Origin of the sequence: Thermodesulfomicrobium sp. WS, from assembly GCF_027925145.1 — a bacterium.
Classification (GTDB): Bacteria; Desulfobacterota; Desulfovibrionia; order Desulfovibrionales; family Desulfomicrobiaceae; genus Thermodesulfomicrobium.
Map to the genome: position 1 here is coordinate 584,046 of NZ_AP027130.1, position 24,746 is coordinate 608,791.

The 24,746-nt window shown below is 62.1% G+C and carries 23 protein-coding genes and 1 tRNA gene; 8 read left to right on the top strand and 16 right to left on the bottom strand.

All coding sequences use genetic code 11. The features are described from left to right. Positions 1-152 precede the first annotated feature (152 nt). The 9 genes from QMF81_RS02860 to QMF81_RS02900 form a co-directional block, all read right to left on the bottom strand. Positions 153-228, bottom strand: a tRNA-Val gene (locus QMF81_RS02860). Positions 229-464: 236 nt separating this feature from the next. Continuing rightward, entirely contained in the window at positions 465-1,313 is an 849-nt protein-coding gene (locus tag QMF81_RS02865) for a tetratricopeptide repeat protein (RefSeq protein ID WP_281751840.1), read from the bottom strand. Between the two features lie 256 nt (positions 1,314-1,569). Then, positions 1,570-1,839, bottom strand: coding sequence for a hypothetical protein (locus tag QMF81_RS02870; RefSeq protein WP_281751842.1), 270 nt, complete (start codon positions 1,837-1,839; stop codon positions 1,570-1,572). A gap of 251 nt (positions 1,840-2,090) precedes the next feature. After that, positions 2,091-2,237, bottom strand: coding sequence for a hypothetical protein (locus QMF81_RS02875; RefSeq protein ID WP_281751844.1), 147 nt, complete (start codon positions 2,235-2,237; stop codon positions 2,091-2,093). Between the two features lie 53 nt (positions 2,238-2,290). Next, on the bottom strand, positions 2,291-3,016 hold the full coding sequence (locus QMF81_RS02880) for a hypothetical protein (RefSeq protein ID WP_281751846.1): 726 nt from the start codon (positions 3,014-3,016) through the stop codon (positions 2,291-2,293). Between the two features lie 131 nt (positions 3,017-3,147). After that, positions 3,148-3,663 carry a NiFeSe hydrogenase maturation protease gene (hysD, locus tag QMF81_RS02885; RefSeq protein ID WP_281751848.1) on the bottom strand — a complete coding sequence of 172 codons (516 nt, stop codon included), beginning with the start codon at positions 3,661-3,663 and terminating at the stop codon, positions 3,148-3,150. A 143-nt stretch (positions 3,664-3,806) separates the two neighbouring features. Continuing rightward, positions 3,807-5,291, bottom strand: a complete 1,485-nt coding sequence (hysA, locus tag QMF81_RS02890) for a NiFeSe hydrogenase large subunit HysA (protein ID WP_348772189.1) — start codon at positions 5,289-5,291, stop codon at positions 3,807-3,809. 11 nt (positions 5,292-5,302) lie between these two features. Next, the gene (gene hysB / locus QMF81_RS02895; RefSeq protein ID WP_281751852.1) at positions 5,303-6,250 is read right to left on the bottom strand and encodes a NiFeSe hydrogenase small subunit; all 948 of its coding nucleotides are present in this window, start codon (positions 6,248-6,250) and stop codon (positions 5,303-5,305) included. 128 nt (positions 6,251-6,378) lie between these two features. Beyond that, entirely contained in the window at positions 6,379-6,900 is a 522-nt protein-coding gene (locus QMF81_RS02900) for a hypothetical protein (RefSeq protein WP_281751854.1), read from the bottom strand. A 282-nt stretch (positions 6,901-7,182) separates the two neighbouring features. On the opposite strand from QMF81_RS02900, the gene QMF81_RS02905 reads away from it, so the two are divergent. The 4 genes from QMF81_RS02905 to QMF81_RS02920 all read left to right on the top strand — a co-directional run bounded on the left by QMF81_RS02905 (position 7,183) and on the right by QMF81_RS02920 (position 10,693). Further along, positions 7,183-8,142 (top strand): hydrogenase small subunit, encoded by a 960-nt coding sequence (locus QMF81_RS02905; protein WP_281751856.1) that lies wholly within the window; start codon positions 7,183-7,185, stop codon positions 8,140-8,142. Between the two features lie 37 nt (positions 8,143-8,179). Continuing rightward, positions 8,180-9,856 carry a nickel-dependent hydrogenase large subunit gene (locus tag QMF81_RS02910; protein WP_281751859.1) on the top strand — a complete coding sequence of 559 codons (1,677 nt, stop codon included), beginning with the start codon at positions 8,180-8,182 and terminating at the stop codon, positions 9,854-9,856. Positions 9,857-9,935: 79 nt separating this feature from the next. Beyond that, a complete protein-coding gene (locus QMF81_RS02915) occupies positions 9,936-10,421 on the top strand; it encodes a HyaD/HybD family hydrogenase maturation endopeptidase (RefSeq protein WP_281751861.1) in 486 nt (161 codons plus the stop codon). 8 nt (positions 10,422-10,429) lie between these two features. Then, the gene (locus QMF81_RS02920; protein WP_281751863.1) at positions 10,430-10,693 is read left to right on the top strand and encodes a HypC/HybG/HupF family hydrogenase formation chaperone; all 264 of its coding nucleotides are present in this window, start codon (positions 10,430-10,432) and stop codon (positions 10,691-10,693) included. Between the two features lie 65 nt (positions 10,694-10,758). Here QMF81_RS02920 and ftsH read toward each other — a convergent pair whose 3' ends face one another. Then, positions 10,759-12,585 (bottom strand): ATP-dependent zinc metalloprotease FtsH, encoded by a 1,827-nt coding sequence (gene ftsH / locus QMF81_RS02925; RefSeq protein ID WP_281751865.1) that lies wholly within the window; start codon positions 12,583-12,585, stop codon positions 10,759-10,761. Between the two features lie 157 nt (positions 12,586-12,742). Here ftsH and QMF81_RS02930 point away from each other — a divergent pair, with 157 nt between their 5' ends. After that, a complete protein-coding gene (locus QMF81_RS02930; RefSeq protein ID WP_281751867.1) occupies positions 12,743-14,059 on the top strand; it encodes a M23 family metallopeptidase in 1,317 nt (438 codons plus the stop codon). Positions 14,060-14,169: 110 nt separating this feature from the next. Here the strand turns inward: QMF81_RS02930 and QMF81_RS02935 are convergent, their stop codons facing one another. From QMF81_RS02935 to QMF81_RS02950, 4 genes are all read right to left on the bottom strand, one after another. Further along, the gene (locus QMF81_RS02935; protein WP_281751869.1) at positions 14,170-15,738 is read right to left on the bottom strand and encodes an FAD-dependent oxidoreductase; all 1,569 of its coding nucleotides are present in this window, start codon (positions 15,736-15,738) and stop codon (positions 14,170-14,172) included. A gap of 115 nt (positions 15,739-15,853) precedes the next feature. Further along, positions 15,854-17,788 (bottom strand): molybdopterin biosynthesis protein, encoded by a 1,935-nt coding sequence (locus QMF81_RS02940; protein WP_281751871.1) that lies wholly within the window; start codon positions 17,786-17,788, stop codon positions 15,854-15,856. Then, complete coding sequence (glp, locus tag QMF81_RS02945) at positions 17,785-19,050, bottom strand: gephyrin-like molybdotransferase Glp (protein WP_281751873.1); 1,266 nt, start codon at positions 19,048-19,050, stop codon at positions 17,785-17,787. The genes QMF81_RS02940 and glp overlap by 4 nt, the downstream gene beginning before the upstream one ends. Before the next feature lie 7 nt (positions 19,051-19,057). Further along, on the bottom strand, positions 19,058-19,450 hold the full coding sequence (locus QMF81_RS02950) for a LysR family transcriptional regulator (protein WP_281751875.1): 393 nt from the start codon (positions 19,448-19,450) through the stop codon (positions 19,058-19,060). A gap of 130 nt (positions 19,451-19,580) precedes the next feature. On the opposite strand from QMF81_RS02950, the gene QMF81_RS02955 reads away from it, so the two are divergent. The 3 genes from QMF81_RS02955 (at position 19,581) to QMF81_RS02965 (ending at position 21,896) form a co-directional block, all read left to right on the top strand. Then, complete coding sequence (locus QMF81_RS02955) at positions 19,581-20,450, top strand: formate dehydrogenase accessory protein FdhE (protein ID WP_281751877.1); 870 nt, start codon at positions 19,581-19,583, stop codon at positions 20,448-20,450. Next, the gene (locus QMF81_RS02960; protein WP_281751879.1) at positions 20,450-21,097 is read left to right on the top strand and encodes a molybdenum cofactor guanylyltransferase; all 648 of its coding nucleotides are present in this window, start codon (positions 20,450-20,452) and stop codon (positions 21,095-21,097) included. Before QMF81_RS02955 ends, QMF81_RS02960 begins: the two co-directional genes overlap by 1 nt. Positions 21,098-21,455: 358 nt before the next feature. Further along, the gene (locus QMF81_RS02965; RefSeq protein WP_281751881.1) at positions 21,456-21,896 is read left to right on the top strand and encodes a pyrimidine dimer DNA glycosylase/endonuclease V; all 441 of its coding nucleotides are present in this window, start codon (positions 21,456-21,458) and stop codon (positions 21,894-21,896) included. Positions 21,897-22,022: 126 nt separating this feature from the next. On the opposite strand, the gene QMF81_RS02970 is transcribed toward QMF81_RS02965, so the two are convergent. Together QMF81_RS02970 and QMF81_RS02975 are read right to left on the bottom strand one after the other, a co-directional pair. Then, positions 22,023-22,955, bottom strand: coding sequence for a magnesium transporter CorA family protein (locus QMF81_RS02970; protein ID WP_281751882.1), 933 nt, complete (start codon positions 22,953-22,955; stop codon positions 22,023-22,025). A 626-nt stretch (positions 22,956-23,581) separates the two neighbouring features. Continuing rightward, positions 23,582-24,739, bottom strand: coding sequence for an ABC transporter substrate-binding protein (locus QMF81_RS02975; protein ID WP_281751883.1), 1,158 nt, complete (start codon positions 24,737-24,739; stop codon positions 23,582-23,584). Positions 24,740-24,746: the final 7 nt, after the last annotated feature.

Consider the following 24,746-nt stretch of genomic DNA (forward strand, 5'->3'; position numbering starts at 1 on the left):
TTTTTGTGTGTGCCAGGCATGACGCGTCGCGTCGCGGCGACATCGCCGCCGGTGTTTGGCCTGGGACCACAAGCTGGATGCCCGGGCGGCGCGCTGCTTGGGGCTGCAGAGACAGAAAACGCCCCGAAGTCTCGGGGCGCGGTGTCTTCTGATGGTGGGCGGTACAGGGATCGAACCTATGACTTTCGGCTTGTAAGGCCGACGCTCTCCCAGCTGAGCTAACCGCCCGAAGTACAGCGCCTTATAGAGTGATGGCAGCGGCTTGTCAAACGCTGCCTGCGTCCGTTCAAAATGGCGACCATGGCACAGGGACGGGGGCAGCTCCCGACGCTCTACGAGATGACCTCGCGCCCATCGTCATGGAGGCGCCGGCACTGGGTATGCACGCAGCGCGTGTTGCAGGAGACCCGGCCGGGTGTTTTTGCCGGCGCAGGCGGAGAGGGACCAGCGGCATCGGCAACCCGCTAGGGGGTGCCAGCCCTGCCTTTGCCTGGTTTTTGGGCATTCCGGGCTGGAGGATTGTCACCCTGCCGGGCGGTGTCGGCGAGATACGCATCGAGCGCCTTGGAGAAATTTCCAGGTTGGGCAAGCTGACGAGAGAGTTCCTGTCCGCGCAGGAGTGCCTCGCGGGAAAGCTTGTGCGCCAGCCAGTCACGATTGCTACGCGCCTTGTTCTCGCTCGAAGAATCATTGGCCGCCGAAAGATTGTAGAGCGCGTAGGCGAGAACCTTGTCTTCCGGCACGCCTTGGCCGTCCTCATACATGGCGCCCAGGTTGTTTTGCGCTTTCGTATCTCCCTGCTCGGCGGCCTTGCGATACCATTTGACGGCTTCGGCGTAGTCCTGTGGCACGCCTCGGCCGTTCTTATACATGGCGCCCAGGTTGTTTTGCGCTTTCGTATCTCCCTGCTCGGCGGCCTTGCGATACCATTTGACGGCTTCGGCGTAGTCCTGTGGCACGCCTCGGCCGTCCCCATACATGAAGCCCAAGGCGCCTTGCGCGGCCGCATACCCCTGCTCGGCGGCCTTGCGGAACCACTTGAGGGCTTCGGCATCGTCCTTCGACACGCCTTGGCCCTTCGCATACATGACGCCCAGTTTGTTTTGCGCGCCTGCATGCCCCTGCTCGGCGAGCGGACGCCACTCCTTAAGGGCCGTGGCGTAGTCGCCGCGGTCATAGGCTGCAAGCCCTTCATCGAAGCCGGCCAGGGCCGGCGGCGTCAATGAAACCAGCACCACCGAAAACAGGACAGCGGCAAGAATCGCCATTCTCCAGCCGGGGCGTAAAAATTGAAGCGAAGACAAAATGTTCATGGGTGCTCCTCCGTTGTACGATGGTCAACACACGGCATCGGCCAGAAGCCAAAGGGCGAAACGGCCTCGCCCGACACGCATTCCGCCGAGCTGACTGACACGGGTGATCCGCATCCCGGACCTGTCGCCCTGCACCAGACCCAGGAGGGCGGTGGGTTCGTTTGCCCCTTGCCAGATGCTACTGAGGGAAAGCAAGGGCGGGCAAGACGGCAAGCAGGCCATTGATCCAGACGAGCAGGGTTTTCAACGCAGCGCCTCAGAATTTCTCGGCCTGAGCGCGGCGACGTGCGGCTTCTTCGGCGCTTGATCGCTCGTTGAATGACGCATGAAGCCGTTTGGTGAGATAGAGCACGCCCATCGAGAAGGAAAGCTGCGGGGCTTCAAGCATTACCACGCTGTCGCCTTTGCGATAAGTGGCCGAAGCATCGCCGACGAACGCAAAATGCTCTCGCCCCGGGGTGGAGTATTTTTTAGGCAGAGCGGCGGCGCCTCCCTTGAGGCGCCTTTTGTCCAGCGTTATGATCACGCTTTCGAGCTTGTTGTCCTTGCCGAAGATAAAGCGGCCTGCTTTGCAGGCCCTTGATGTCGGGACTGTCCGCTTCCCCGTCGAGCATGGGGCCGCCCGTCTATTTGTGGATGCCAGCCTCAGTGAGGCGGGTCTGTCCGGCCGGCTTGTTTTTCACGGTCGCCAAGTCGACCACCCCGACCTCAAGCCCCAATGGAGCGACGTTCTCTAGCGTGGCAAAAACACCAAGGCTCGCAACTGGGTTGCGGTATTCATGAGTTGCTCGCGCCGGTTTCGGGATCGATTGGGGGGATCCCCATGAGTAATTTTTTTTGAACTTCGATGATGGGTTGGGCTTTTTTGATCCGGTCACGGAGCTTTTGGTTTTCACGTTCCAGCTCGGCGACCGGGGAAATCATGTCCAAGTAATTGGGGCCTTACACCGAGTTGATGCGGTCGTTCGGGAGTATTTTTACAGGCTAAAGCGAGGCAATTCGTCCTCCGATAACCATTTGCGGCAGATGTTCAGCGTATTTACCCATTCGTCTACAACAAGATGTTCATCTGGGGTGTGTTCCCCCCGATAACCAATGCTGAGATTGACCCCGCAAATAGAACGGCAAAGAGTAACTATATCTGTATAGGACAAGAAATCTGGTTCTGAGTATCCAGTTTTTTGTCTAACGTAATTCCGAAAATTCTCGGTTCCAACTGAATAGCATTTGAAATCATTACCGTTTCTTCTATCCAATTGAATCATAAACTGGTGGTTTGAGTTTATTGCATTGGCAATATCATGATTCTCATTCATTAACCACTTGCTTCCTCTTCGACCATCCTCTTCTCCATTAGTTATAAGTATAGAATGCCCCATTTCCTTAAGTAGCCATATAATGGCACAACCGGCTCTATCGTCGGCGCCGAGTGCGCCGTTTTTATTCCTGATGATTCCATTCTGCTGAAAAATTATTTTAGGTTCATAGCTATATCCATAGTAGGAATAATCCCAATACGTATCAGCATGCGCAACAAGCAGCACTTTATTTTTCCGATAGCCCTCAATATAAAGAAATTTCTCCAAGCCCTCTCCTCTGAGTATTGCTCCAGGTATTGCGAGAAACTTTTCAAATACCGGATCCGCATTTTCAAGGGGCATTCTCAAGAACTCCATCAACACGTCTAAGTCGTTCATAGCCATAAGTCGTTCCCTCCCTTAACTCATTTTCTCCATAGTCTTCATTGCCAGACAATAGTCTAATCAACATAGTCTAATCAACATAGAATATTCCCGAAGGAACGACCTGCTTGCTAACGACAAAAATGGCATTTTCATTGGCTGGTTACAACGCTGCCTGCGTCCGCGGGGCTTGCGGGAGGGGCGATATGGAGGATGGCGCGGATTTCTCGGCGGGCGGCTTCCAGATAGGCGGGGTAGGCGGCCTTGAGCGTGGGGGTGAGCTCCATGGACCACTGGGAAATACACAACGGCTCGATGCCAAGCACCGTGAGTTGGGGACGGTTGCCGAGGAGTTCTGCCATTTGGAGGGAGTCGAGGAGGTCGATATCGTGGATGGAGAGGCGCTGGGAATCGCTGTGGCGCAGCTCATGTTCCGTAAGACGGTAGATGGTCCCCGGGGGTTTGCCGCCGTGCACCACGTCGAGCACCAGGATATGGTGATAGTTTTGGAAAAGATAAAAGATGTCCTGGGTGAAGGTGCCGCCGTCGAGGAAATCCACCGCCTCGGTGGGCCACGATTCCTGGGCGAGATCTTGGACCGCGTGAACGCCGACGCCCTCGTCCGTGAGCAGCAGGTTCCCCACGCCCAGTACCAAGAGATGTTTCATGCCTCCTCCTTCCCTTGTGGCGAAGTCAAAAAAGGGCCGGCGAACCGGCCCTTTGGGGGATCAATGGGTCCATCGAACTAGCCGATGTGCACCACGTGCTCTTCACCGGTCTCCGCGTGCAACACGTGCACGGCACAGCCCAGTCACGGGTCGAAGGCGCGGATGAGGCGCCCAACGTTCACCGGGTTCTTGATGTCCGGAACCGGCACGCCGATGAGGGCTTGCTCCACCGGGCCGCGCTGGCCCATGTCGTCGCGCGGATTGCAGTTCCACAGCGTGGCGGACACCACCTGGTAGTTGTCGATCTTTTTGTCCTTGATCTTGAGGTAATGCAAGAGCGAGCCCCGCGGGGCCTCGGTGAATCCGGTGCCTTCGGCGCTGTCCGGGATTTCGGGTTTGGCGTAGGTCTCGGCCTCGGGCTTCACCTCTTTGAGCCATTTTTCGATGGCTTGGGCCACGAAATAGGTCTCCTCGGCCCGGGCCACGTGGCGGCCCATGATGGAGAAGGCCTTGTCACCCAGGTCGCGGAAGTTCTTGGCCTCGATGCCGTAGAGCTCCTTGAGGAGCTTCTGGCCCACTGGGCTGATGGCGGGGTTGGTGATCCACATGCGGGCCAAGGGGCCGGCCTCGCAGGGCTTGTCCTTGTAGCGCGGGGCTTTGACGAAGCTGTAGGCGCCGGCCTTGTCCGGATTGGGGTTGGTCTCGCCTTCGCTGTAATGCAGCCCGCCGGGCTTGGAGTAGTCGAAGAAGGAGTACTTGACGTACTCTTTGATCAATTTGGGATCAAAAGGTTCGTCCTTGCCGTCGATGTAGACGCCGGGCTTGTGGAGCGAGGTCTTGCCGTCGTCATCCAAGGGGAAGACTCCGAAGGAGATGACGTTCTTGTAGCCCACGCCTGTGGCAAAGAGGTCGGTGTAGACCGAGCCCAGGGTGTAGATGAGCGGCAGATATTCGTCGGTGACGAACTTGAGGACCTCTTTGAAGCGGGCGGCGTAGTCGGCGATGCGCTCTGCAGTGGGGATCTGCGTGGTGCCGCCACCCACCATGCCCTGCACATGCGGCATGCGGCCGCCGAACATGGCCACCATTTCGTGGCAGATGCGCCGCACTTCCAAGGCCTTGAGGTACTGATCCAGCCCGTACTTGTTGGTGGAATCCGCCTTGGTCTTGTCCTTGATGCGGTCGGTGATGAGGTCGGCGTTGGTGTAGCGGGGCACGAAAGGCGCCACATCCGGGCCCTTGACGTAGTCGAGAGCAGCCAGATGGTAGAAGTGCAGGATGTGCGACTGCAGGTAGTTGGCGCCAAAGATCAGGTTGCGGACAATGCGGCCGTTGGTGGGCGTCTTGACGCCAAACGCGGCGTCCTGGGCCATGACCGATGCCGTGCAATGGGCGGTGGGGCAGACGCCGCAGATGCGTTGGACGATCTGGGACGAATCCCGAGGATCGCGGCCGCGCAGGATCTGCTCGAAGCCGCGGAACATGCCGCCGTAGCAGCGGGCGTCCACGACCACGCCGTCTTTCACTTCCACTTCGACTTTGAGGTGGCCTTCGATTCGGGTGACCGGGTCAATGGGGATCCGGACCGTATCACCCGCGCCACCATGGGGCGTCGTTGCTTGGGACACAGGAAACCTCCTTATTCCGCCACGTAGAAAGGCGATTTACCGTCCGGGAAGTCCGGCTCCACGCAACCGATGCACACGGCGTTCTCCACGCACCAGTTGATGCCGTTATTCCAGCGGCGCTTGAAGCAATCTGCATAGGTGGACGGGCCCTTGCAGCCCAATTCCGCCTTGCACCCCGGCTTGGTGAAGGTGGGCGCGAACTGGGCCTTGTCGTAAAGTTCCACGTACGGGCAATTTTCGTGAATGTTCTCGCCGTAAAAGAGCATGGGGCGGCCGGAGTCGTCGAGCTCCGGCAGCGGATGCTCTTTGGGGTTGAGCACATGGCTCCAGGCGGCCACCAGCGTTCCCACCATCCAGTCCGGATGGGGCGGGCAGCCAGGGACGTTGACGAGCAGGGTCTTGATCTTCTCGTGCTCGAAAAAGTCCTTGAGGCTCGTGGCGCCGGTGACATTCCCCCGGGCAGCGGGAATGCCGCCGTAGGCGGAGCAGGTGCCGATGCCTACCGTGGCCAGGGCCTTGGGCGCGAGCTCGCGCACGAGCTCCATCATGGTGATTTCCTTGTGATGGCCCTTGGCGTCCGTGGTCTCGCCCACGATGCAGTAGCGGCCTTCCTTGGCCGTGGGGATGGCGCCTTCCACCAGCAGGAAGAAGTTGCCTTTGAACTTGTCCGCCACGGCGTACATGTGCTCCACAGCCAAAGTTCCCTCGGAGCCCATGACCGTGGGATGGAACTCCAAGCTGATGACATCGAGCAGGATCTCTTTGATGCGCGGATGCACCGAGTTGAGGAGCGATACCGAGCAGCCCGTACACCCTTGCCCCTGTACCCACAGCACCGGCGCCTTCTTGGCGCCTTCGGTCATGGCATGAAGCACCCCCGGATGGCACATCCGGGAGATGCTGAGCCCTGCCACGCCGGCGGAGCACAGTTTGACGAATTCTCGTCGTGAAAGACTCATAACCCGCCTCCTTAAAACGTGTGTGGTCATCTGTGACCGATTTCACGATGCGGCAGCTATCGTGAAAAATCCAGATAAGTCAATGCGTTTTGTATTGTACTTATCGATATGACGTATTGCGCGGGAAGCTATCTTCGCGGAAAGGCGGCGTGGGCCCCTTGTTCTTGCCACAGAAATTGGAACACGCGTTCGCCGTCGGAAAAGAAGGTGACCGACCCGTGGATAGGCTCGGGATGGTCGTCGTCCGGGCCGTAGACGTAGATGAAGCGGTTGAAGCGGTGGAGTCTGCGCAAAAATCCATGCCTTGGGTCGTGGAGCCAGAGCCTTCCTTGGGGGTCTCGCTCGATGGCAATGGGATCTCCCTGCCAGTGAAACGTCCCCACATAATTGTCTTCCACGAACTCTTCGGTGGCCAGGCCGTGGAGAAAGCGGGCCTCTGCCCCATGCTTGAGGCGGTCCGCACCGGCCTCGTTGGCGAGGAGCACAGGACCGCTGCCGGGCCGCGGCGCCTGGGAAGCGCCGGAGGGCAACTGCTCGTGAAGCTCCACTGCGATAACGGCTTGGGGGAGCTTTCCAATGGGGGTTCCTCGCAGGCCCACTCCCACCGTCAAGTGCAGGCATGCTGATCCGAGGAGGCAGAGAACCGCCATTGGCGAAATACGGCGGGGTACGATCATCGTATTACTTTTATATTTTTAGTATACACTTGTTGTATAATAATATTTTTTGATTATGCAAAAATCTAAAAAAATGATTTTTGAGGAGACATCGTATTGCGAAAGAGGATTGTAGAAACTTCAGGTTCGCAATCTATATTGACCTTTATCAAAAAACAATGGTAGCAAAAGACATCTTGGGGAAGTTCTCCTGGGGTCAAGGCCAGCGGCGTGCGGTGTCGCTGGTCCGATATATTCAACCGATGGAGGTGTGTTATGAAGTTTGCGGTCGGATTAGGCAAACCGGGCGCCGAGGAACGACTGGCACAGCATGGAATCACCCGTCGTGATTTCATGAAGTTCTGTTCCACCCTTGCCGCGGTCATGGGTATGGAGGCGTCCTTTGCCCAGAGGATCGCCGAGGCCATGACGGCCAAAAAACGTCCCTCGGTGGTGTGGCTCCACAACGCCGAATGCACTGGATGTTCCGAATCCATCTTGCGTACGGTGCGGCCGTTCATTGACGATCTGATCCTCGACACCATCAGCCTTGACTACCATGAGACCATTATGGCCGCCGCAGGCCACAAGGCCGAGGAGGCCCTGCATCAGGCGGTCAGCTCCCCCGAGGGGTATTTGTGTGTCATTGAAGGCGGTATCCCCACGAAGGATGGCGGCATTTACGGGAAGGTGGCCGGCAAGACCATGCTGGAGATCTGCTCCGAGATCGCGCCCAAGGCCAAGGCGGTCATCGCGTATGGCACGTGTGCGACGTTTGGCGGTGTCCAGGCCGCTGCGCCCAATCCCACGGAGGCCAAGGGCGTGAACGACGCGCTCGGGGCGTTGGGGGTCAAGGCCGTGAATATCGCCGGCTGTCCGCCCAACCCGTACAATCTCGTAGGCACCATCGTGCATCTGCTCACCAACAACCTCGCCATTCCGGAACTGGACGACCTCAATCGGCCGATCATGTTCTTTGGAGAGACTGTCCATGAAAATTGTCCGCGTCTCAAGCATTACGATGCGGGCGAGTTTGCGCCGTCCTTCGATTCCGAAGAGGCGCGCAAGGGCTGGTGTCTCGCCAAATTGGGATGCAAGGGCCCCATGACCTACAACAACTGCCCCAAGATCAAATTCAATCAGACCAACTGGCCCGTGGAAGCGGGGCATCCGTGCATCGGCTGCAGCGAGCCCAACTTCTGGGATCAGATGAGCCCCTTCTACCAGGAAGCCTAACCCTGAACTTTGCGCGTGCACGAAAAGGAGAATACCTATGGCCAACACGCCGATGAATACCAATTTCAAAGGCCCCATCGTGGTCGATCCCGTGACCCGTATCGAGGGCCATCTCAAGATCGAGGTGGAGGTGGACAAGGGGAAGGTGGTCAACGCCTGGTCCAGCTCCCAGCTTTTCCGCGGCTTGGAGCTCATCCTCAAAGGCCGTGACCCGCGCGATGCCCAGCACTTCACGCAGCGTTCCTGCGGCGTATGCACGTATGTGCATGCCCTGGCCTCCACCCGCTGTGTGGACAACGCCGTGGGCGTCGATAAAAAACTCCCGGACAACGCCCGCCTCATCCGCAACCTGGTGCTGGCGGCGCAGTTCCTCCATGACCATGTGGTGCATTTCTATCATCTCCATGCCCTAGACTGGGTGGACGTGGCCTCGGCCCTCAAGGCGGATCCCAAGAAGGCCGCGGACATCGCCAACTCCATCTCGCCACGCAAAACCAAGGCCGAAGACCTCAAGGCCGTGCAGGACAAGGTCAAGGCCCTGGTGGATTCCGGGCAGCTGGGCATCTTCACCAACGCGTACTTCTTGGGTGGCCACGACGCCTACTACCTGCCCCCGGAAGTGAACCTCATCGCCACGGCCCACTACTTGGAAGCCCTGCACCTGCAGGTGAAGGCGGCCCGCGCCATGGCGGTGTTCGGCGCCAAGAACCCGCACACCCAGTTTACCGTGGTGGGCGGCGTCACCTGCTACGACGGCCTCACCGAGGCCCGCATCAGCGAGTTCGTGAGTCTGTTCAAGGAGACCAAGCAGTTCATCGACGAATGCTACATCCCGGATCTTTTGGCCGTGGCCTCCTTCTACAAAGATTGGGCGGGCATCGGCGGGACCACCAACTTCATGAGCTTTGGCGAGTTCCCGGCCGTGGAGAGCGATCTCAACAGCCGCTGGCTGCCTCCGGGCGTCATCTCCAAGCGCGACATTGCCAAGGTGCAGCCCTTTGATCCCAAACTCATCACCGAGCATGTGCGCCATAGCTGGTACGAAGGCGACAAGGCCCTGCATCCCTACCAGGGGGTGACCGAGCCCAAATACACCTCCTATGAGGATCGGGACCGGTACTCGTGGATGAAAGCCCCGCGCTACAACGAGACCGCGGTGGAAACCGGACCGCTCGCCACGGTGCTCGTGGCCTATGCCAAGGGCCATCCCGAGGTGAAGGCGCAGGTGGATGCCGTGCTCAAGCATTTGGGCGTGGGCCCCGAAGCCCTGTTCTCCACCTTGGGCCGCACCGCTGCCCGGGGCATCGAGACCAAGGTCATCGCCGACAAGCTGATGGATTGGGTGAGTGCCTTGTCCGCCAACATCAAGCAGGGCAACACCAAGATCTATCAGGAATGGAAGATGCCCGACGAGGCCGAGGGCGTGGGCTTCGTCAACGCCCCGCGCGGTGGGCTGAGCCACTGGATCCGCATCAAGGGCGGCAAGATCGAGAACTTCCAGCTGGTGGTGCCGTCCACGTGGAACCTTGGGCCGCGCTGCGCCAAGGGGCAGCTCTCCGCCGTGGAAGAGGCCCTGATCGGCACCCCCATTGCCGACCCCGAGCGTCCGGTGGAAATCCTGCGCACGGTGCACTCCTTTGACCCGTGCATTGCCTGCGGCGTGCACGTCATCGACTCCCGGACCAATCAGGTGCGGGTCTTCCGTGTGCTCTAATTCTGGACTCGTATGAGGCCGTACGGCGGGCTGGGGGGGAACCTGGCCCGCCGTTTTGCCGGTGCAGTCAGGAGGCATTGTGGCGCAAATACTCGTGTTGGGGGTGGGCAACATTCTCTTTACGGATGAGGGGATCGGCGTGCGGTGTGTGGAAATCCTGCAGCAGCTGTACCGCTTTTCTGACAACGTAACCCTCATGGATGGCGGTACCCTGGGGACGAAACTCATGGGGCCGCTCATGGAGGCGGATTTTGTGATCGTGTGCGACGCGGTGCTGGGCGACGGCCCGCCTGGATCCGTCTACCGCCTCGAAGGAGACGACTTGCGCAAGAGTCTGGCCTTTCGGGATTCCATGCATCAAACCGATTTGGTGGATACCTTGACCATGTGCGGGCTTGCAGGCAAACGGCCCCATGCCGTGGTGATCGGTATGGAGCCGGCGGACTATCAGACCATGGCCGTGGAGCTTTCCTCGGTGGCGCAGGCCGCCATGCCGACCATGGTGCAGGCGGTGCTGCAGGAAGTCGCTGCCGCTGGTGGTATTTTTTCTCCCCAAGCCCAGTGAGGTGTCCCATGTGTTTGGCCATTCCTGCCCGCATTGAACGTATCGACAATGGCGTCGCCACCTGCCGCGTGGGAGAGGGCGAGACCTTTGTGCAGGCCTCGCTCATGCTCTTGCCGGAACCGGCGGAGGTGGGCGACTATCTCATCATCCATGCGGGGTTTGCCATCCGCAAATTGGATCTCCAAGAAGCGCAGGAGTCCTTGACCATCCTGCGCGAGCTCGCCGAGGCCTACGAACGCGAACAGGCCCGCTACGCCCAGCCCGCCGCATAAACGCAACAATGGCCCGGCCGTGGTGATCGCGACCGGGCCATGATGCCGGGGGGCGTGCTGGCCGCTTAGGCCTTCGCGCACTCGGGGGTGGAGAGCGCCGAGAGGAGGCGCTCCACATCGGCTTCTTCCAAGGTTTCCTGCGTAAGGAGCGCGCTGGCTGCGGCTTCCAGGGCCTCCTGATTGGTTTTGAGGATGCGTCGGGCGCAGGCAAAGGCGTTCATGACGATCTCCCGCACGGCGGTATCGATTTTGCGCCGCACTTCTTCCGAAACCGCGCCCAGTTCATCGGGGGAGAGATGCGCTTCGAGAAACCGGGAGCGCTGGCCGGCAAAGGTCACGAACCCCAGGTCTTCATCCATGCCGTAGCGGGTGACCATGTCCCGGGCGATTTGCGTGGCCCGGGCCAGGTCGTCGGCGGCCCCGGTGGATAGGTGCCCAAAGACGAGGATTTCAGCGGCGCGCCCGCCCAGAAGCACCATGATGCGGCGCATGAGGTCTTCTTTGGTCGTCAGGTACCGGTCTTCCGAGGGCCGCTGCAAGGTGTAGCCCAAGGCGCCGATACCGCGGGGGATGATCGAGATTTTGTGCACCGGGTCTGCCCCAGGCACGGCGCGGGCCACCAGGGCGTGGCCGATTTCGTGGTAGGCCACCACGCGCCGCTCTTCCGCAGACAGCACCCGGCTGCGCTTTTCCGCGCCAGCCACGATGCGTTCGAAGGCGGCCGTAAAGTCCTCCATGGTCACGGCGTCGGCGCCACGGCGGGTGGCAAAGAGGGCGGCTTCGTTCACCAGATTGGCCAGATCCGCGCCGGCAAACCCCGTGGTCATGGCCGCCACTTTGTCCAGATCCACGTCCGGGGCCAGGGTGATGCGCCGGGCGTGCACCTCGAGGATCTGGCGCCGGCCGATCTTGTCCGGTCGGTCCACCACCACCTGACGGTCGAAGCGGCCAGGCCGCAGCAGCGCCGGGTCGAGGATCTCGGGGCGGTTGGTGGCGGCAAGGATGACGATGCCCGCGGAGGAATCAAAGCCGTCCATCTCCACGAGCAGTTGGTTCAAGGTCTGCTCTTTTTCATCATGGCCGCCCATCCCCGGGAAGGCCCCGCGTGCCCGTCCTAGGGCGTCCAACTCGTCGATGAAGATGATGCAGGGCGCTTGGTTTCGCGCCTGCTCAAAGAGGTCGCGCACCCGGGCCGCGCCGACGCCCACGAACATCTCCACGAAGTCCGAGCCGGAAATGAAAAAGAACGGCACCCCGGCCTCGCCGGCCACGGCCTTGGCAAGCAAGGTCTTGCCCGTTCCCGGAGGCCCCACGAGCAACACACCTTTGGGCATGCGCGCCCCGAGGCGTCCGTAAGACTTGGGGTCCTTGAGGAAGGCGACGGTCTCCTGCAGCTCTGCCTTGGCTTCGTCCACGCCAGCCACGTCGGAAAAGGTGACTCCGGTATCTTTTTCCACCAACACTTTGGCTCGGCTTTTGCCGATGGACATGAAACTGCCCATGCCCTGCTTTTCGGCAAAGCGGCGGAAGAGGAAATACCACACCGCAAAGAAGACCAGGGCCGGCGCCACCCAGGAGATGAGATCGCGCAGGAAGGTGTTTTCCACCACGCGGGTATATGGGACGCCGTAGCGATCGAGGCGTTCGGCCAGATCCGGCTCCACGCGCGCTGCGGCGATGGCGATGGTGCGGTCTTCCGGGGCCTTGAGCTTGCCGGTGATCACCTGCTCGCCAATGGTGACCTCGGCGACTTTGCCTTGCGCCAGGGCCTGTTCGAAGGCCGAGTAGGGGACGGTCTCCACGCTGCGGTAGGTCTGGAGCATCTCCTGAAAAAGGAGCAGGAGCATGATGGCGATGATCCAATACCCCACGTGCCAGTGTCGATTTTCCATAGGATCTCCTCAGGCTGGAAATGGTCGGCGGTTTTGCGAGGGTTATTTTGAGGGGGATGGATGCGGCCGTCAAGCGCCTTGCCAAAAGAAGCGCCCCTCTCTATCCCCACGGGGTGTTTGGACGTTGTTCTGTACGGTGATGCTCAAGGAGGACTCCATGCCCCCGCGTCGTTCTTCTGGTATACTGGTGTTCTTGGCAGCGCTCATCCTGGCGGCAGGCGTGGGTGCGTTCTATGCCCTCAAGGCAGAATGGCATAAGCCGGTGCTGCGGTTGAGTCCGCAGCAGGCCACGGTGAGTACTGCCACGGTGTTCCGTCTGGAAGCGCAGGACGCGGATTCCGGTGTCCGCCAGGTGGTGGTGAGCGTGGATATCCCCAGCAAGGCGCCGGTGGAAATCCTGAAAAAGACCTACGATGTCCCTCAGGCTGCCGTCACCGAAGAGTTTTCCTTGGGCGCGCTTCCGGTCAAAAGCGGTCAGGCGACCCTCAAGGTGGCGGTGACCGACGCCTCGTGGCATCGGCTGGGCATGGGCAATACCGCCCGTCTGGAACTGCCGCTGACGCTGGATTCCACCCCGCCCATCGTGTCCGTCACCTCGCGCCAGCACAATGTCGTCCATGGGGGCTCCGGGCTGGTGGTGTATACCGCAAACGAGCCTTTGGCGCGCACCGGCGTCGAGGTGGGAGAGTACTTCTTCCCAGGATACCTGGAACGTCCGGGCCGGTATCTCTGCTTTTTTGCCCTGCCCTTTGCCGTGGACCCATCTGCCGTGCGCCCTGTGGTGGTGGGAGCGGACGAGGCAGGCAACGAGGTCCGGATCGCGATGAACATTACCGTCATTCCTAAAAAGTTCCGCAAAGACAGCATCAGTGTGTCGGAGTCTTTTCTTCAGAGTAAAATGCCGCAGTTTGCCGGGCTCTATCCTCCAGGAACATCGCTTGTGGATATTTTCATCAAGGTCAATAGTGAGTTGCGCCGTCAAAACATCGCCCAGCTCAAGGAGATCGGATCCAACACCGTGCCGCAGATGCTGTGGAAAGATCCCTTTGTGCGCCTTCCCAAAAGCGCCACCATGGCGCAATTTGGGGATACCCGGACGTATTTGTACGATGGTAAGGCCATCGATACCCAAACGCATATGGGCATCGATCTCGCGTCCATTATCAATGCACCGGTGCCGGCGGGAAATACAGGCCGGGTGGTCTTTGCCGGTTTTTTGGGGATCTACGGCAACATGGTGGTGCTGGATCATGGCTTTGGCGTGCATTCCCTCTATTCGCACTTAAGCGAGATCCACGTGCAGGTAGGGGACGTGGTGCAGCGCGGCCAGATCATCGGCAAGACCGGCGCCACGGGCATGGCTGGAGGCGACCACCTCCATTTCGGCATGCTCGTCGGCGGGGTGGAGGTCCAGCCCATCGAGTGGTGGGATGGCCATTGGATTCACGACAATATTACGGAAAAACTGCAATAGTCTGCCGCAGTGCTCCGCCATCGGTGCGGGCGCTTTCGCTACACCAGGAAGCGGACGGTATGCCAAGGCTGGGCTTGGGGGTGTCCCAAGCCCAGTTGTTTGTGGAGGGTTTAGTGGCGCGCCATGAGGTCGTGGGCGATGGTAAGGGCTGCGGCGGCGCCGGCGCCGGTGGCGGTGACGATCTGCCGAAAGCCGCCGGCCACGTCGCCGGCCACATACACCCCGGGCAGACTGGTGCGCTGGGAACCATCATGGGCGATGAAACCGTTGGCGTCCAGGCGCAACCCCAGTCTTTGGGCCAAGGTGGTTTCCGGGTCGTAGCCCACGGCGATGAAGACGGCGTCGGTGGCGAGGTCTTCGGTGCTGCCTGTGTGGACGTCCTGGAGCCGCACTGCAGTGACGGTATGGTCTCCAAGGATCTCGCTCACCACACGATTCCAGCGGACCGGGATGTTTTCGCGCTCCAGGGCGCGGGTGAGATGTTCCTGCGCCCGGAAGGTCTCGCGGCGGTGGATCACAGTGACGTCCACACCGATATGATGCAGATGCAGCGCCTCGGTGAGCGCCGTGTTGCCGCCGCCGACGACCACGGCGCGTTTGCCCTGGTACAGCGGGCCGTCGCAGGTGCTGCAATAGCTCACTCCCCGGCCGGCCAGGCGGTTTTCTCCGGGCACGTCCAGACGGCGATAGCGGGCGCCGGTGGCAAGGAGCACCGCGCGGCAAAGGAACCGCCGCCGCGAGGTGCGCACCGTGAACTCTTCGCCCGGTTCAATGGCCATGACTTCTTCATGGGGAAAGAGCGGGACGTACTCCAGGGCGTGGGCCACCATGATCTCCACCAGGTTTTTGCCGGGGATTCGCGAGACCCCGGGGTAGTTTTCCACCACCGGCGTGGCCGCCACCTGACCGCCCAGGGGACCGCGCTCCACAATGGCGGCACGAAGACCGCTGCGGGCGGCATAGATGCCTGCCGTGAGCCCCGCAGGACCGCCCCCCACGATGACGAGGTCCGCGCGGATCTCTTCGGCATCGTTTTCCGGGATAAAGATGGTTTGGGGCTCTCCGGCCTCCAGGGAAGCGAAGAACAGCTCTTCTGCTTGTGCCCCCATGCCGATGTGCGCGTCATCGGCATAGGTCTGGGGCACGCTGAACGCCCCGTAGCGTTCGGCGAGGTCCTGGTTCCATTGGATATCGATGATTTCCGCGCTGATCCGCTGGGGGGCGGCAATGGCGGCACGGATGGCGTGCAGGGCCTGCCCTGGGCAATACGGGCAGGTGATGCTGACAAATACCCGCACTTTTTTGGGGCCCGGGATGCGCTGCAAGATGGTGCGGGATTGCTGGGAGAGTCCGTCGGCCCTAGCCCCCACGAGCAGCGCGGCTTCGATGAAGGTGCGGCTCTCTTCGCCCAAGGGAAGGCCAAGGTATCTGATGGAATAGCGTTCCGGCGCGAAGAGGATCGTGGGCGTTCGGTCCACGTTCCAGCGGCGGGCGGCCGCATCGAGGCCGTCGTGGAGGTGGAAGGTAATCTTGGGGGTGATGGCCGTGACCGCGGCGATGAACTCATCGGCCAGGCGTGCGGATTCCGGGGACCGGGAGCGGTCCACGAACACATGTACAGGGATTTCCTGAGGAAGACGCGCAAAAAGTTCGCGCAGTTGGCTGGTCACGTCGGGCATGATCGATCTCCTTGAAGGGGCGATGATGCCCATTCCTACGCCATAATCGGGGTGTCCGGCAAGTTTTTCGGCATTGGTGGCGCCTCGCGGAGGCAGGGGGTCATGACCACGGGTGTCACGACGCCCCAAGCCCCATGCCTGGGCGCATGACCTGGCCGGTGAGGGTGGTCTCGTAGCCGCCCAGGGCCTGGATGCGCTTGTGGAAGTCTGGGCGTTGGAGCACGGCGAGGATGCGCTCGATGCGCGCGTCTGCGGCGTCCTCGCGGAAGACGAGGTCGTAGCGTTCCCGGGCCAGGGGGATGAAGTCCAGGTCCAGGGCCCGGGCCGCGGCGAGGATCCCCAGGCCGCAGTCCGCCGCTCCGGTGCGCACGTTGGCGGCCACGGCCATGTGGGTGAATTCCTCGTGCTCGTAGCCGCGCACTTGGGCAGGCGCTATGCCCGCCTGCCGCAGGGCGTGGTCGAGGAGGATGCGGGTGCCTGCGCCCCGTTGGCGGTTGACGAAGCGCACGTCCGGCCGGGCCAGATCCGCCACGCCGGCGATCTTGAGGGGGTTGCCTTTGGCGACCATCAGCCCTTGCTGGCGGATGGCCAGGTTGACGCAGGTTACCGCCACCTGGGGGAGGTACTTGGCCAGAAATGGGAAGTTGAAGTCCCCGCTTTCCGGATCAAAGAGGTGCATGCCTGCCAGAAGCGTCCGGCCGTCGCGCAGGGCGGTGATGCCGCCCATGGAGCCCACGTGGCTTGAGGCCACACGCAGGGGTTCCTCCTGCCCCATGAGTTCGTCCGCCAGGAGGTCCAGCAGGTTGTCGTGGCTGCCGACGATGATGACGGTGCGATCGAGCTCCGCCCGTGGGCCCAAGAGTCTTGCCCGCACCACGGCGCCGGCCTCGATCCCTTCGCTTTCCGCCGGGATGATGGTCACGCCCTGGGCGCGCACCATGGTGGAGATGAGGCCCGCCCCGCGGCCCAGGGGCATGCCCACCAGGCGTTCGCCCACCCGGCCGATGGCCAGGCGGAGGTACTCATTGGTGCCGAGCTTGGAGGGCGTGGCCCGCGCCAGCTCCACCTCCACCTCCGGCCGTTCCGGCTGGGGCATGTGCCCGAGCCAGCACAAAAGCGGCACCACTGCTTCCTCCACACACACCGCAGCGGATACCGGGTAGCCGGGGACGCCAATGAGGAGCCTGCCCCCGGCGACCCCCAGCAAGGTGGGCTTGCCGGGCATGATGTTCATGCCGTGCACCAGCACTTCGCCAAGGCGCTCCATGACCATGCGCGAGTAGTCCTTGGCCCCGGCGGAGGAGCCGGCGCCGATGGCCACGGCGTGAAATTCCTGCAAGGCGCGCCCCACCGCCTCGGCCAAGGCATCGGGGGTGTCGGGTACCGGCGGGGTCACTGTGACTTCGATGCCCAGCGGCCGCAAGAGGCCGGCCACAAGCTGGGAGTTGCTCTCGATGACCTGGCCTGCGGCGGGGGCTGGCCGGGCGCGGAAGTCGAGGACCTCATCGCCGGTGGGGATGAAGCAGAGCCGCGGGCGCTGCCATACCGTCACTTCCCAGATGCCGGCCGTGAGCATGGCGGCCACGTCGGCGGCGCACAGGTGACGGCCGCGGGGAAGCAGCAGTTCCGTGGCCACGATGTCTTCACCGATGCGGCGCACGTGCTGCATGGGAAAGACCGCGGTTTCGGTCTCCAGGGCGTCGCCGGTGTCCTGCACCACGTGTTCGATCATGAGCACGGCATCGGTGCCGGGGGGCAGCGGGTTGCCGGTATTGACGGCAAAGGCGCTTTCTCCCTTGACAAGGCGCACGGGTGCCCCCGGCCGGGCGGTAAAGGTGTCGGCGGCGCGCACGGCGTAGCCGTCCATGGCCGCGCCGTGGAAGGTGGGGCTGGAAAAGCGGGCAAACACCGGCTCTGCGAGCACCCGCCCCAGGGCTTCGGGGCTGGGAACGGTCTCGGTGCCGATGATGGCGTCGCGGTCCAGGGCGGCCTGCACGCGGCGCAGGGCGTCTTCCACGGAGAGCATGTGGAGATAGACATTGCGTTTCATGATTCCTCCTCGCCAAAGGGACGCGCGTCCCAGAGTATGACCGGTACCGTGGCCCCGGCCTGAATGCCCTCGAGATTGTCGTCCACCCGCACCAGACCGTGGGCGTCGAGGAGCGAGCGCAGCAGCCCCGACTTGGCGTTCACCGGCTGGGCCCACAACCCGTCTTGTCGGCGCACCAGGCGCACCCGCACGTATTCCTCGCGTCCGGGTTTGGAGGCGATGTTGTGGGTGAGCCGGGCGAGAGTCCACGGGGGCGGGGCAAAGGCCTGGGTTTCTCCGGAGAGGTGCCGCAGCAGCGGGATCCCCAAGACCCAGAGTACCACGAAGGCCGAGGCCATCTGCCCCGGCAGCCCCAGTACCGGCCGCTCCTGCCAGCGGGCGACGATGGTGGGTTTGCCGGGGGCCATGGCCACCCCGTGGGCGAGGATCTGCGCGCCCAGGGCCTCGAGCACGCCGACGGTCAGGTCGCGTACCCCCACGGAGCTGCCGCCGGAGATACAGATGAGATCTGCCCCGGCGTCGAACCCCTGGCACAAGGCGTCTCGCAGCGCAGTCTCGTCGTCGGGCACTAATCCGAGGTCCAGAGGCACGCCGCCGTGCTGGCGGGCGAGGCTTCGGATGACCGGACCGTTGACGTCCCGGATCTGCCCGGGCCGGGGGGCGGCGGTTACGGGCACCAATTCGTCACCGGTGGAGAGCACCGCCACGCGTGGACGCCGCACCACCGGCACCGTGTGCACACCCAGGGCGGCGAGGAGTCCCAGATCCTGGGCCCGCAGGCGGGTGCCGCGGGAAATGGCCTGCGCGCCCCTGCGCACGTCTTCGCCGGCGAGGAGCACGTTGTCGCCGGGGGCCACCGAGCGGCGGATCTCCACGGTATCCGTGCCCAGGCACTGGGTGTGCTCCACCATGACCACGGCGTCGGCGTCGGCGGGAAGGCTCGCGCCGGTAGGAAGCGCCATGCAGGTCTCTGGGGCAAGGGCCGGGATGTCCTGGGCGTCGATGGGCACGGCCCCGGCAAGCTCCAGGTAGGCGGGCAGTGACTCGCTGGCGCCAAACGTGTCCTGGGCGCGGACGGCGTAGCCGTCCATGGCCGAACGACTGCGCGCCGGCAAGTCTTCGGGGGCCGTGATGTCGTGGCCGCAGACGCGGCCGAGGGCCTCTTCCAAAGGGACGTCTTCGGTATCCGTGAGCGGCGCAAACGCCATGAGCATCTGGCGCATTGCCTCCACGGAAACCACACGGAAAAAAGTACGCTCCATAGGGGGATCACTTCAGGGGGACGGCGGTTATGGGGGCGCTGGGTTCCTCGGATGCAGTGCAGGTGACCGCAATGCCCAGCAGATTCTGGGCCCGCGCACTGGCAAAGGATTCCACTTCGCGGTGCAGGGTAAGGAAGGCGTCACAGATGCGTTCGCCTTCTTCGGTGAGCTCGAAGCGTTGGCCTTTGGCCTTGCGCACCAGGGCCGTGCCCAGGCGCGCCTCCGTGGCCTTGAGTTTGCCCCAGGCGGCCCGGTAGGACATGCGCATCTCCGCCGCGGCCTGGCGGAGCGATCCATGCTCGCGGATCTTGGCCAGAAGCAGCGCCCGGCCCATGCCCATGGCGGTCTCTCCATGGTCTTCCATCCAGATGTGCACCCGCAGGCGCATGGCGTCGCCCATAAGCCCTCCTTGGGGGTTGCGTGCCTCAAGACGAGAAGGAGCCTCGCTCCGACTCCGGTCTTGCTATGCCACAAAAGGCATGATAGCCGCGGCCATCATTTTCCTCAACCCCCTTGCGAGCGAGGTTTTTATGCAGCAGACCCCTGAGAAGCTTGAACTGCGCCTGCACGCCTGCCGTGCCAAATCCAATATCCCCGAGGCCCTGCTCGGCGTGGTGGAGCGTGTGGTCTTGTGGCAATGGCAGCACCCGGTGGACCCCGCCGTGACCCCCGCCGTGGAGCTGACGGATGCCGACCGGCACCGGCAGGGTGTACCCCTGCTGCCCCGGGCGGTGTTTCCGGTGCCGGAAGACGGCGCGGCACGGGTGGAAAGCCTCATGCAGGCATTGGCGGACTCTCCGCTCGGCGAGACGGTTTCCGCCATGATGGGGATTGTGGGGCGCGGCGAGCTCGATCTTTCTGCAGCGGTGCAGGCCGCTCTTTGGGGGGATGAAGCCTTTTTTGCCCCGCACGCCGCTCAGTTTCCCGATGCCCCGCGGCTGGTGCCTTTTGTGGTGGGCAGCGCCGTGACCCCGTGGGCGGAGGTCGTGGCGCGGACGGTCTTGGGGGAGAAGGATTTGACCAGCCCAGAGACCGTGTGGACCCATGGCCATTGCCCGGTGTGTGGGGCCCTGCCGGTGGTGGGAGACTTGCGGGGCAAGGAAGGCCATCGCATCCATACCTGCAGCTTTTGCCACACCCCGTACCGGGCGCCGCGTCTGCAATGCCCTTTCTGCCTGGAGTCGGCCCAGGGGCAGCTGGGATTTGTGGATAGTCCAGATTTGCCGGGGTTTCGGCTGCTCACCTGTTCTACCTGCCGCATGTACATCAAGGTCACGGATTTTCGGGAGATGGACCGCACGAGCTGGCCAGCCATGGATGACCTGGAGTCCATGGCCCTGGATCTGGCTGCCATGGAGCAGGGCTGGCGCCGTCCCACCCTCTCGGCGTGGGGCTTTTAGTGCGCCCCTTCCATGAGGAAGTCTGGGGCTTGGTCCTGGCCGGGGGGCTGTCGTCGCGCCTTGGCCAGGACAAGGCCTTGCTCCCTTTCCGCGGGGTGCCCCTGGTGGAGCGGGCGATGGCGCTCCTTTCCCGGGTGTGTCCGCGCGTGGCGGTGTCTTCGCGGCGCATGCTGCCGGGGCTCCCCATCCTTTTGGATGCCACCGAGCGTGTGGGGCCGTTGGGGGGGATCCTCACCGCCTTGGAGGCGTGGCAGCGGCCGGTGTTGGTCCTGGCGTGCGATATGCCGCGCATGGAGGAAGCAGCGCTCGTGCGGCTGCTTGCCGCCCGGCGGGCTCGCCCCGCCCACGCCCTCATGACCGTGTGGGCCCGGTACGGCACGCCGTATATCGAGGCCCTGGCCGCGGTGTATGAGCCGGCGGCCGCCGCATCCTTGCGCCAGGGTCTGGCCATGGGGGTATATCAGATCTCCCGGCTCATTCCGGCATCGCACCGCCATCACCTGCCCTATACCGAGGCCGAGGCCCATTGGTTTTTCAATGTGAACACTCCCGAAGACCTGGCGCAGCTGCATGCGGTGTGTGGTGCGCAGGCGCGGGAGCACAGCCCCCAAGAGGCTTCGGTGCATCTGCCTGTAAACAGCCAATGAAAAGGTCACCTTTTTGGGACGGTTTGGGACAATAAAAATGTCATGGTTTTCACCAATGGTTGTTGTTTTCCTACCAAGGCCCCGGGGTTGTCTCCTGGGGGTTATGGATCCCCCTCGCTATGGGTTCAGGAGGGTGAAGATACCAGTGCCATGAGGATTCTGCCGCAGGGGAGGTCTTCTTTCGTTCCTGGACCCCTCTTGCCAACGATTTTTCCTTAGAAGCCGGTTTTTTCGAAGATTTTCCCATGACAACGGGGACAAGGTCCCCTGGGCGCAGAGGCTTGTGGTATACCGAGGAGGACTGGGTAGACGAGGATGCCACCGCCCACTGCGGGCCGGATGATTGAAGGAGGACTCCATGCGACTGTGGTCCGTGCATCCCCAATATCTCGACGCCAAAGGTCTGGTGGCCTTGTGGCGCGAAGGGCTCTTGGCCAAGGCCGTGCTCTCGGGAAAGACCCAAGGCTACCGGGCGCACCCGCAACTCGTGCGCTTTCGGGAGCACGAGCGACCGCTCGATGCCATCAATGCATTCCTTGCTGGGGTACTCCACGAGGCCCAGACCCGCGGCTACCGATTCGATGCCCGCAAGATCGATCCCACAGCCGCGGCCTCCCCCATCCCGGTCACCGTAGGCCAACTCCACTATGAATGGGCGCACTTGCTGCGCAAACTGCACACCCGCGCCCCAGAAGCGGCACGCCTGCTCACCGCCGTGGAGCACCCAGAGCCGCACCCGCTTTTCTTCCTCGTGGAGGGGCCCATCGCCTCGTGGGAAGTGGTGTCGGCCAAAACATAATAGCAGCCCCCCTTACCCCTGCGCCACAAGCACAGGGGCAAAGGGAGCATGGAACTTCCCAATCACCATGTGATGGGTCTCTCGCGGACAGCCTCCTTGCCGCTCCCCCTCGGGGCGATGGATGCACTAGAGCCAGCGTTTGCGCGCAAACCACCACCAGGTCACCGCAACACCTCCTAGGGCAAGCACCGAAAGGACGGCAAACGCATGCGGCCATTCCTGCATGGGAAGCTCGACGTTCATCCCATAAATCCCTGTGATGATGTTCGGGATCATAAGAATGATGGTAAACCCGGCCAAGAACTTCATCACCATATTCATGTTATTGGAGATGATGGAGGCAAAAGCGTCCATGGTCCCGGAGAGGATGTCGCTATAGATATTGGCCATGCCGATGGCTTGGCGGTTCTCCGTGATGGCGTCCTCCAGTAAATCCACTTCCTCTTCCGAAAGCTGCACCGCCCGGAGGCGAAGTACTTTATCCATGATGATGTCATTGGCCTTGAGCGAGGTGGTAAAATACACCAGGCTCTTTTCAATCCCTAAAAGATCGATGAGCTCCTGATTGCGCATGGATTCTTGCAGCGCCTGCTCAATGGTGTCCGAACGCCGATTGATGTCTTTCAAACAACGCAAGTAGGCGAGCGCCGAGCGCTGCATCAGGGTGATGGCAAAACGCAGGCGCCGGGAAGTATCCACCTGACGGGCGCGGCCGTTCAAGATCTCGCTCACCAAGTCCTGCTGTGCCCGGCATACGGTAATCACCGCTGTTGACGTGATGATCACACCAATGGGCATGGTGATATACGGCACGCGGGGATCCGCAGTATTTTCCACAGGCACGCGCAGTACCAGAAGGATCACCCCGTCTTCCACCTCGAGACGGGCGCGCTCGTCCGCATCCAAGGGGTCCACCAAGAAATCCAGCGGTACCCCTTGAAGCAGAGCAATGCGCTGCACCTCTTCTTCCGATGGGTTGACCAGGTTGATCCAGCTATCGGGCTCCAGGTGATCCAAGGTCACCAGGGTATCGTACATCGTCTTGCGAATGAGAATCATCGGCTTTCCCTCCCAGGCGTGGAATGAACGTTCATGAACCCAGAAACGCACATCCCGCATGGGTAGGGATCGGCCGTAGAGCCCATGTGCGCCCAAAAATAGCGCACCAATGGTTTCGAGAAAAAGAGAAACATGCGGCTGCCCTCCAGAGCCTTCGGCTCCCTCCGGCAGCCCAACGGAAGATCAGAAGGACGCGGCGGAGCCGAAGAGCGAAACGGTGATGTCCCGGTGGGACTGGCTACTGTGACCAGCCCTATCGCCAGAATCCACGGAAAGCTCCTCGGTTACAGGTTGAGACACCAGGGCCATTTGCCCTGCAAAGACGCGCTCTCTTATGCCACAACACACCACAAATCAACCCTCGGGGGGCGGGATGTTCCCGGACAATGCTATGGTCACCTCTGGCTGGGACAATACAAATGGCATCCCCTGAAGACACGGGGAGGGAAGATATTCAGGCAGGCAAAGGAAGGGCGACGAGCGTTTATGACCCTGCAGGCAGTGGCCGGAGCGGGCCTGGGCAGCAGGCTTCGCACACAACAACGCCGGGGCAGCAGCCTCGTTGGACCGAGTGCTGCCCCGGCGCACCGGACAAATCCCGCCAAAGTACAGCGCCGAGTATGCCGCTATCGGGCCAGCACAAAGCGGCCGTCTTTGACCTCCACCATCACCATGGAATCCACGCCCAGGCCGTTATGGTCTTCGGGCGACAGGTTGTAGACGCCGGAAATGCCCACATAGCCTTTGGTGCTCTCGATGGCGCTGCGCAGTGCCTCGGGCTCTGTCCCCACCCGCTCCATGGCCTTGACGATGAGCATGATGGCGTCCCAGGCGTAGCCGGAATGGGTGTTGATGGGAAACTGCTTGGCGTATCCGCGCTCGGTGTAGCGGCGCACGAACTCCTGGATCACGGGTTTTTGCGGGTCCGAGTCCGGGAGTTCGTCCACCACCAAGAGCTTGGTGGCCGGCATGCGCGTGCCTTCGCTCGCCGGCCCGGCGAGCTCGATGTATTTGGGATCCGGCAGACCGTGGCTTTGGAACAGCGGGATAGTCATCCCCAATTGCTGGCGGTTCTTGGCCACGATGGCCCCGGCCGGGCCGATGGTCCAGACCACGAGGGCCTGGGGGTTGGCGTTCTTGATGGAGGTCAGCTGCGCGGTCACGTCCGTATCCCGGGCGCCAAAGGCCTCCTTGGCCACGAACTCGATGCCAAAGCGCGGGGCCAGGGTCTCCATCCAGCGCAGTCCGTCCTTGCCAAAGCCGTCATCGGCCGTGAGCAAGGCCACCCGCGTGAGGCCTTTGTCCTTGAGGTAGGTAAAGAGCCGCTCCACGGCCGTGGACGAGCGCTGCGGCGACTTGAACACCCAATGGGCCGGACCGAACTTCTCGCCGTCCATGATCACCGGGTCCCCGCCCACGGTCATGACAATGGGGGTACGCCCGGTGTGCACGATCTTCTTCACGTTCATCCCGGTGTCCGTGAGGGTGGGCCCCACAATGGCCGCCACTTTGTCCTTGTAGATGAACTTGGTGGCGATGGAGGCCGCCTTGGCTGGATCGCCTTCGGTATCGGCAATGACGAGCTCCACCGGCTTGCCGTTGACACCGCCTGCGGCATTGATGGCATCCACCACCATCTCGGCCACCAGCTTGGTGGGCGTGCCGATGAAGGCCGCCCGGCCGGAAAGGTCGAAAAAGGCGCCGATCTTGATGGCATCCTCCGCAAAGGCCGGACCTATCCCCAGACACAAAAACACCAACAAACACGCCACTCTCCTTGCCATATCTCCT